Annotated in this window: 5 protein-coding genes; 2 read left to right on the top strand and 3 right to left on the bottom strand. The window is 65.2% G+C overall.

The features are described from left to right. Positions 1-299 precede the first annotated feature (299 nt). Entirely contained in the window at positions 300-674 is a 375-nt protein-coding gene (locus CTR55_RS07450; RefSeq protein ID WP_296285280.1) for a 5-carboxymethyl-2-hydroxymuconate Delta-isomerase, read from the top strand. Positions 675-735: 61 nt separating this feature from the next. On the opposite strand, the gene CTR55_RS07445 is transcribed toward CTR55_RS07450, so the two are convergent. The 3 genes from CTR55_RS07445 to CTR55_RS07435 form a co-directional block, all read right to left on the bottom strand. Further along, a complete protein-coding gene (locus CTR55_RS07445) occupies positions 736-2,127 on the bottom strand; it encodes an amino acid permease (protein ID WP_296285279.1) in 1,392 nt (463 codons plus the stop codon). Positions 2,128-2,452: 325 nt separating this feature from the next. Then, entirely contained in the window at positions 2,453-3,130 is a 678-nt protein-coding gene (locus CTR55_RS07440) for a methyltransferase domain-containing protein (protein WP_296285278.1), read from the bottom strand. 171 nt (positions 3,131-3,301) lie between these two features. After that, on the bottom strand, positions 3,302-3,547 hold the full coding sequence (locus CTR55_RS07435) for a hypothetical protein (protein WP_296285277.1): 246 nt from the start codon (positions 3,545-3,547) through the stop codon (positions 3,302-3,304). A gap of 365 nt (positions 3,548-3,912) precedes the next feature. Between CTR55_RS07435 and CTR55_RS07430 the strand changes: the two genes are divergently transcribed. After that, on the top strand, positions 3,913-6,894 hold the full coding sequence (locus CTR55_RS07430) for a transglycosylase domain-containing protein (RefSeq protein ID WP_296286483.1): 2,982 nt from the start codon (positions 3,913-3,915) through the stop codon (positions 6,892-6,894). Positions 6,895-7,058: the final 164 nt, after the last annotated feature.

Below are 7,058 nucleotides of genomic sequence, written 5' to 3'. Positions count from 1 at the left end.
TTGCTCGCGAACAGCCCCCCATGCCGCCCTCCCCCGGCGAACGCGTTCGTAGGATGGGTCGGGCGGCGTTCCGCGAGCTTGCGATACCCATGCTGCTTCGTTGCACGAAAGTCGATGGGTATCGCTACGCTTCACGCCATCCTACGTTGGTGTTCTGCCGTGATTTCGATATGGATGAAAACGCCAATCGCACGCGGGCGTTTCTACAGGTCGGCGCCATCGAATACGTAGTCACCCGCATATCTCAAGCGAGTCCGTCGCCCTAGGATGGCTGGCATCACGGAGACCGGACGCTCGCCATGCCCCACATCGCCATCGACTACACCGCCAACCTCGCCGACGACCTCGCACCGCTGGGCCTTGCGCAGAAACTCCATGAGGCCGCGCAGACTCTCGGGGTCTTCCCCATCAACGGTCTGCGCACCTTCGCCCGCGCCATCGAGGAATACCGGGTAGGCGCCAACACGAAGAACGAAGCCTTCATCAATATCCAGGTCCGCATCGCCCCCGGCCGCCCGGAGGAGTTGCGCCAGCGCATCGTCGACACGCTGTTCGCCACGGCCGAGCAGACCCTCGCCGCGCTCATCGAACAGCGCCCCATCGGCCTGCAACTGGAAGTCACCGAATTCGACCGCAGACTGACGCGGATGGCCGGCAGCCTGCCTTCCAATTGAGCCGGGCGCACAAAAGAAAAGGGCCTCCGAAGAGGCCCTTTTTTATTCGCTCAACCGCGCATCAGGCACGGCTGGCGACGCTCTGCTCTTTCGGAGCCAGATTCTTGGGGGCAAGGTTCAGCGCGTAGTACAGCACCGTCAGCAGCACCAGGAAGGCCGGGCCGATGTACAGCGCGATGCGGGTGTCCTCGAAGAAGGCCATCAACACCACCACCAGTACCAGGAAGGCCATGGCCAGGTAGGAGCTGATCGGGTACAGCCACATCTTGAACTGCAGCTTGCCGGCTTCGGCGGCGGAGAGGCCGCGGCGGAATTTCAGCTGCGCCAGCAGGATCATCGCCCAGGTCCAGATCGCACCGAAGGTGGCGATGGAAGTCACCCAGGTGAACACCTTCTCGGGCACCAGGTAGTTCATCAGCACACCCAGCAGCAGCGCGCCGATGGACAGCAGCAGCGCATTGCGCGGCACGCCACCCCTGGAGGTCTTGGCGAACACGGCCGGGGCCTGGCCATGCTGGGCGAGGCTGTAGAGCATGCGACCGGTGCTGAAGATGCCGCCGTTGCAGGACGACAGCGCGGCGGTGATCACCACGAAGTTGATGATGCCGGCGGCGGTCTTGATGCCCATGCGCTCGAAGGTCATTACGAAGGGGCTGCCCTGGGTGCCGATCTCGTTCCACGGGTAGATCGACATGATCACGAACAGCGCGCCCACATAGAACAGCAGGATGCGCCAGAACACCGAGTTGATCGCGCCGGGGATGGTCTTCTGCGGGTTCTTCGCTTCACCGGCGGTGAGGCCGATCATCTCCACGCCCAGGTAGGCGAACATCACCATCTGCAGCGACATCAGCACGCCGGTGATGCCGTGGGGCATGAAGCCGCCGTTGCTCCAGAGGTTGGAGATACCGGTGGCGATGCCGCCGTTGCCGAAACCGAAGAAGATCATGCCGGCGCCGACCAGGATCATGGCGACGATGGTGACGATCTTGATCAGGGCGAACCAGAACTCGAACTCGCCAAAGGCGCGCACGGCGATCAGGTTGATGGTGCCCATGCTCGCCAGCGCGGCCAGCGCCCAGATCCAGCGCGGCACGTCGGGGAACCAGATGCCCATGTAGATGGCCACCGCGGTGATCTCCGCGACGCAGGTCACCAGCCAGAGGAACCAGTAGTTCCAGCCGGTCAGGTAGCCGGCCAGCGGACCGAGGTAGTCCTGCGCGTAGCGGGCGAAGGAACCGGCCACGGGATTGTGCACGGCCATCTCGCCGAGGGCGCGCATGATCACGAGGATGGCGAGACCGCCGATGATGTAGGAGAGCATGATGGCCGGGCCGGCCATCTGGATGGCCTTGGCGGAGCCGAGGAACAGACCGACGCCGATGCAGGCGCCAAGGGCCATGAGACGGATGTGCCGCTCGTTGAGATCCCTTTGGAGATCGTGGGACGACATGCTGATGCAACCTCATTTTGTTCTTGGGGGTAATCAGCTGCGGACTCTGAGTGCAGTCGGGATGCGGAACCACCGGAAAGGCTTCGCCACCGCGCCGGGCGGCACGGAGGGAGAAGTGTCTGGCAGTTCCAGGACGGCACACCGGAAGAGGCTGCCCGCTCTTGTGAAGCGGACGTGGGCATTGCGGGAGGACCACGGCTGAGGTCGCGGGCGAGTGTTGCACAAGTGCGTAGGAAACGTCTGCACCACCAAGGTGCAATGTGACCAAAGGAATAGCGGCGTATCGCCACATCAGCGCGGCTTGCAAGCGCCGGTGTAGAGCGATTCAGCCCGCCAGCGGCTGCAACTCCAGCAACAGCGAGCCGGGTTGGCCGGTGCCCGGATGGCGCGGCTCGCGCAGCTGTCGCAAACGCCAGCCGCTGGTGGCCAGCAGCGCCAGCCAGGACTCCAGGGTGCGGAAGTACCAAGGCATCGGCGCGCTGAATTCGCCGCCAAAGCTGGCGAAGGTTTCCAGCCGCCATCCGTCCACGTAGGGCTCGTCAGCGCAGGCAGCCCAAGGGTGCACGGTCTGGATCAGCAAGCGCCCGCCGGGATCGAGCCGCTCGCGCAGTGCGCCGAGCAAGGGCGCGATGGTTTCGTCGAGCAGGGCGAAGTTGCACACCAGCGTGTCGAACTGGCCCAGAGCCTCTCCCTTTTCGATCAGCGCGGCGTACCCCATCACCTCGAAGCGCCCGCCGCCCCCGGCTTGTGCGGCTTCGATCAGAGGCTCGGAGGCATCCACACCGACGCACTCACTGCCCCGCGCCGCCAGCGCGCGACACAACCAGCCTTCTCCACAGCCGATATCGAGCACACGCCGCGCTAACCCATCGGCGATGGCATTGAGGATTGCTGCATCGGTTACCAGCCGCCGGCTCTCGATGCGCTGCTCGCGCACGGCGCGGGTCCAGGCCTCGGCGTTGGCCTGCCAGCTGTGGCGGATTCGGGCGTCGGGGTCGGTCATCGAAAGCTCCGTGCGTTAGGTGAGCCGATCGCGGATGAATCCGCTCCTACTTGAAATCCTGCGCCAAGGCCTGCCCTCACCCTAACCCTCTCCCTGAGGGAGAGGGTTAGGGTGAGGGGGAAAGACGGCACCCATCGTGCCGGTGCAGACAATTTCCCCAAGATCCTGAACCTACTGCGTCTTCCACCCCTTGGGCACCGCCAACCCCTTGGGCGACGGTGTCTGCGGCAGCATCTCGCGGCAACCGGCATCGCGGAACGGCCCGCCAATCTTCTGCCAACCACTACCCGGTGAAGTCTGCTGGCAGGTATAGGCGCCATCGAGCTTGCTCTGCCACTTGTAGAACGGCATGGGCGCCGCCTGGGCACTCAAGGACGCCAGTAACAGAGCGGCGAAAGGCAAGAAAGGCGAACGCATGGGCAAGGGTCTCTATCGAAGTCAGTACATTGCACCTGCTGGCCGTCGGCAAATCAATCCGCATGGCCATCAACGGTGCCCGCCGGCGCGCAGTTTTTCCGCCGCCGACTACGCTGGAAAGTAGGAAAGCCGCGGGGATAGGGGCTTTCGCGGCGCCAGGAAGGTGCCGGCCATCACGTGGGCGGAGTCCGCTACCTGAGCTGTCGTACAAGCATGGGCGGGGCGTGAAAATGGGCAACTCGAAGCATTCCGGTACGCAAGTGGCAGGTCAACCGGGAAGTCTGGGGCCCGGTATTTCCCCGCAGAAAGTGCATCACCACCGCTTCCTTCTCCTGTTCCTGTTTCTCCTGCCGTTGCTGGCGGCCATGGGCGCGGCGCTGCTCTATGAAGCGCGCACGTCCAAACTGCAGGCGCGCGAGCTGGCGCGCTATGCCACCGGGCTGACCTGGAACCTGGAACAGGGCGGCACCGGCAACGTGGTTTATCCACAGGGCGGCCCATTCGACCGGCGCCTGGGCTACCAGCAGTTGCCGACCTTCCTGGGCCGCCTGCACGAGCGCAGTTTCGTCACCCTGAGCCAGGCACGCTTCTCCGATCCGCTGTTGCAGTACACCGGCCACGGCATGTTCCCGCCCTACCCGGAGAAGGCCCAGGCCGGCGTCGACATCGCCGACTGCCGTGGTCTGCCGATCTACAACTTCCGCTACCCGCAGCGCCTGTACGCCAACTTCGAGAGCATCTCGCCCACCATCGTCAACAGCCTGCTGTTCATCGAGAACCGCGACCTGCTCGACCCCGAGCGCCCCTACCTGAACCCGGCCATCGACTGGAGCCGCTTCACCCAGGCCTCCGTGGCACAGGTAGGCAAGCTGGTCGGCCTGGGTAACCACGCGCCCGGCGGCAGCACTCTCGCCACGCAGATCGAGAAGTACCGCCACTCCGAGGATGGCCGCACCAACTCCATCACCGACAAGCTGCGGCAGATGGCTTCGGCCAGCGTGCGCACCTACCAGAACGGTGCGGAGAACATGGCCGCGCGGCGCACCGTCGCCCTCACCTACCTCAACTCCGTGCCGCTCTCGGCGCAACCCGGCTACGGCGAAGTGAGCGGCCTGCCGGACGGCCTGTGGATCTGGTATGGCGCCGACTACCAGCAGGTCAACAAGCTGCTCAACACCCCGCCCGCCAGCGGCGCGGAACTGGCCGCCCAGGGCAAGGCACTGCGTCAGGTGGTGTCGCTGATGATCGCCCACCGCCGGCCGTCCTGGTACCTGGCGCGCGGCCGTGACCAGCTCGCCGTGCTGACCGACAGCTACCTGCGCGTGCTCGCGCAGAACAATGTCATCGCCCCCGAGCTGCGCGACGCCGCGCTGAAGCAGAAACTGGCATTCCGCGACCCGCGCAGCGAGCCGAGCTTCACTCCGCTGGAAAACAACAAGGGCATCGGCCTGGCGCGCACCCGCCTGGCCGGCATGCTCGATGTGCCGCTGTACGACCTCGACCGCTTCGACATGAGCTTCACCACCACCCTGCAGCATGAACTGCAGGAGCAGGTCACCGGCTACCTGCGGCACTTGTCGGACCCGGAGTACGCCGAGCAGATTGGCCTGTTCGGCGAACACCTGCTGTCCAAGGACAAGACCAGGGACGTGCGCTACAGCTTCACCCTCTTCGAGCGCACCCCCAGCGGCAACCGCGTGCGCGTGCAGACCGACAGCACCGAGCAACCCTTCGACATCAACGAAGGCAGCAAGCTGGAGCTGGGTTCCACCGCCAAGCTGCGCGTGCTTTCCACCTACCTCGAAACCATCGCCGACCTGCACCAGCAGTACGCGCCGATGAGTGTCGCGGAGCTGAAGAAAGTGCCGGTGGAGCCGCTGGACTTCCTCACCCGCTGGTCCATCGACTACCTGATCACCGCCAAGGACCGCGACCTGCCGGACATGCTCGCCGCCGCCCTGCAGCGCAAGTACTCCGCGAGCCCCTACGAAAGCTTCTTCACCGGCGGCGGCATCCACACCTTCAGTAACTTCCGCAAGGAGGACAACGGTCGCATTCCAACCGTCCAGGATGCCCTGCGCGAGTCGATCAACCTGCCCTTCGTGCGCCTGCTGCGCGACCTGGTGCGCCACGACATCTACGCCAACGAAGGCAGCAAGGTCGCCGTGCTGGCCGATGACAAGGACCCGCGCCGGCAGGACTACCTCGACCGCTTCGTCGACAAGGAAAGCCAGGTCTACCTGCTGCGCTTCTGGCAGAAGTACAAGGGCAAGGACAACGACGCCCGCCTGACCACCTTCCTCGACGGCCTGCGCGCCTGGCCGGTGCGGCTGGCGGCGATCCACCGCTACCTGCAACCGCAGGCCGACGTGCCGACCTTCGCCGCCTTCCTCCAGGACCGCCTGAAGCAGGGCAAGTACACCGGCGACAAGCTCACCGACAAGCGCATCGAGGACCTTTACACCCGCTACGGGCCGGGCGCTTTCGATCTCAACGACCAGGGCTACGTCGCCCGCGTGCACCCGCTGGAACTCTGGCTGCTGGGCTACCTGCAGCGTCAGCCGGCCGCGACCTTCGCCGACGCCGTGGCGGCCAGTTCAGCCGAGCGCAAGCAGGTTTACGGCTGGTTGTACAAATCGCGGCACAAGTACGCCCGCGACAAGCGCATCCGCATCATGCTGGAGGTGGAAGCCTTCCTCGACCTGCACGAGCAGTGGAAGCGCCTGGGCTACCCGTTCGACCACCTGGTGCCGTCGCTGGCCACCGCGCTGGGCAGCTCGGGTGATCGCCCGGCGGCGCTGGCGGAGCTGATGGGGATCATCCTCAACGACGGCATGCGCCTGCAGACCCTGCGCATCGACAGCGTGCATTTCGCCGCTGCCACGCCCTATGAAGTCAGCCTCGGCCCGGAATCCGGCAACGGCCGCCAGGTGATGCGCTCGGAAGTCGCGCAGGCCTTACGCACAGCGCTATCGCAGGTGGTGGATGCGGGCACCGCGCGACGCCTGTCCGGCACCTTCAAACTGGCCGACGGCAACGCACTGGTGATGGGGGGCAAGACCGGTACCGGCGACAACCGTATCGAGAGCGTCACCCGCAGCGGCTGGGTGAAGAGCTCCAAGGCGATGAACCGCACAGCGACCTTCGTCTTCTACATCGGCCCGCGCCACTTCGGCACGCTCACCGCCTACGTGGCCGGCAGCGAGTCGGATGGATTCAAGTTCACCTCGGCGTTGCCGGTGCAGGTGCTCAAGGGCATGGCGCCGCTGCTGACCGGTTACCTGGAGCCGGGGATCAGCACCGGGTGCCAGGAGCGCCTGGATAACCTGCGGGTGAGTTGGCGGTAACCCTGTAGGAGCGAGCTTGCTCGCGAACCTGGCCGGGCACCCATGGCATCAAGCGGTTCGCGAGCAAGCTCGCTCCTACGAAGAATTCTGCGCTCGCCGGCTGACTTCCTACGTAGGGCGAATAACCCGGAACGGGTTATCCGCCGACACTGCGACGGCGGATA

This window comes from Pseudomonas sp. (assembly GCF_002796985.1).
GTDB lineage: Bacteria > Pseudomonadota > Gammaproteobacteria > Pseudomonadales > Pseudomonadaceae > Pseudomonas.
The sequence above is the reverse complement of the archived record's forward strand: the minus strand, read 5'-3'. Positions and strand labels throughout refer to the sequence as shown.

Coding starts and splice junctions, on each gene's coding strand:
- CTR55_RS07445 (WP_296285279.1), bottom strand. CDS start 2,127: ATGTCGTCCCACGATCTCCAAAGGGATCTCAACGAGCGGCACATCCGT.
- CTR55_RS07435 (WP_296285277.1), bottom strand. CDS start 3,547: ATGCGTTCGCCTTTCTTGCCTTTCGCCGCTCTGTTACTGGCGTCCTTG.
- CTR55_RS07440 (WP_296285278.1), bottom strand. CDS start 3,130: ATGACCGACCCCGACGCCCGAATCCGCCACAGCTGGCAGGCCAACGCC.
- CTR55_RS07430 (WP_296286483.1), top strand. CDS start 3,913: ATGGGCGCGGCGCTGCTCTATGAAGCGCGCACGTCCAAACTGCAGGCG.
- CTR55_RS07450 (WP_296285280.1), top strand. CDS start 300: ATGCCCCACATCGCCATCGACTACACCGCCAACCTCGCCGACGACCTC.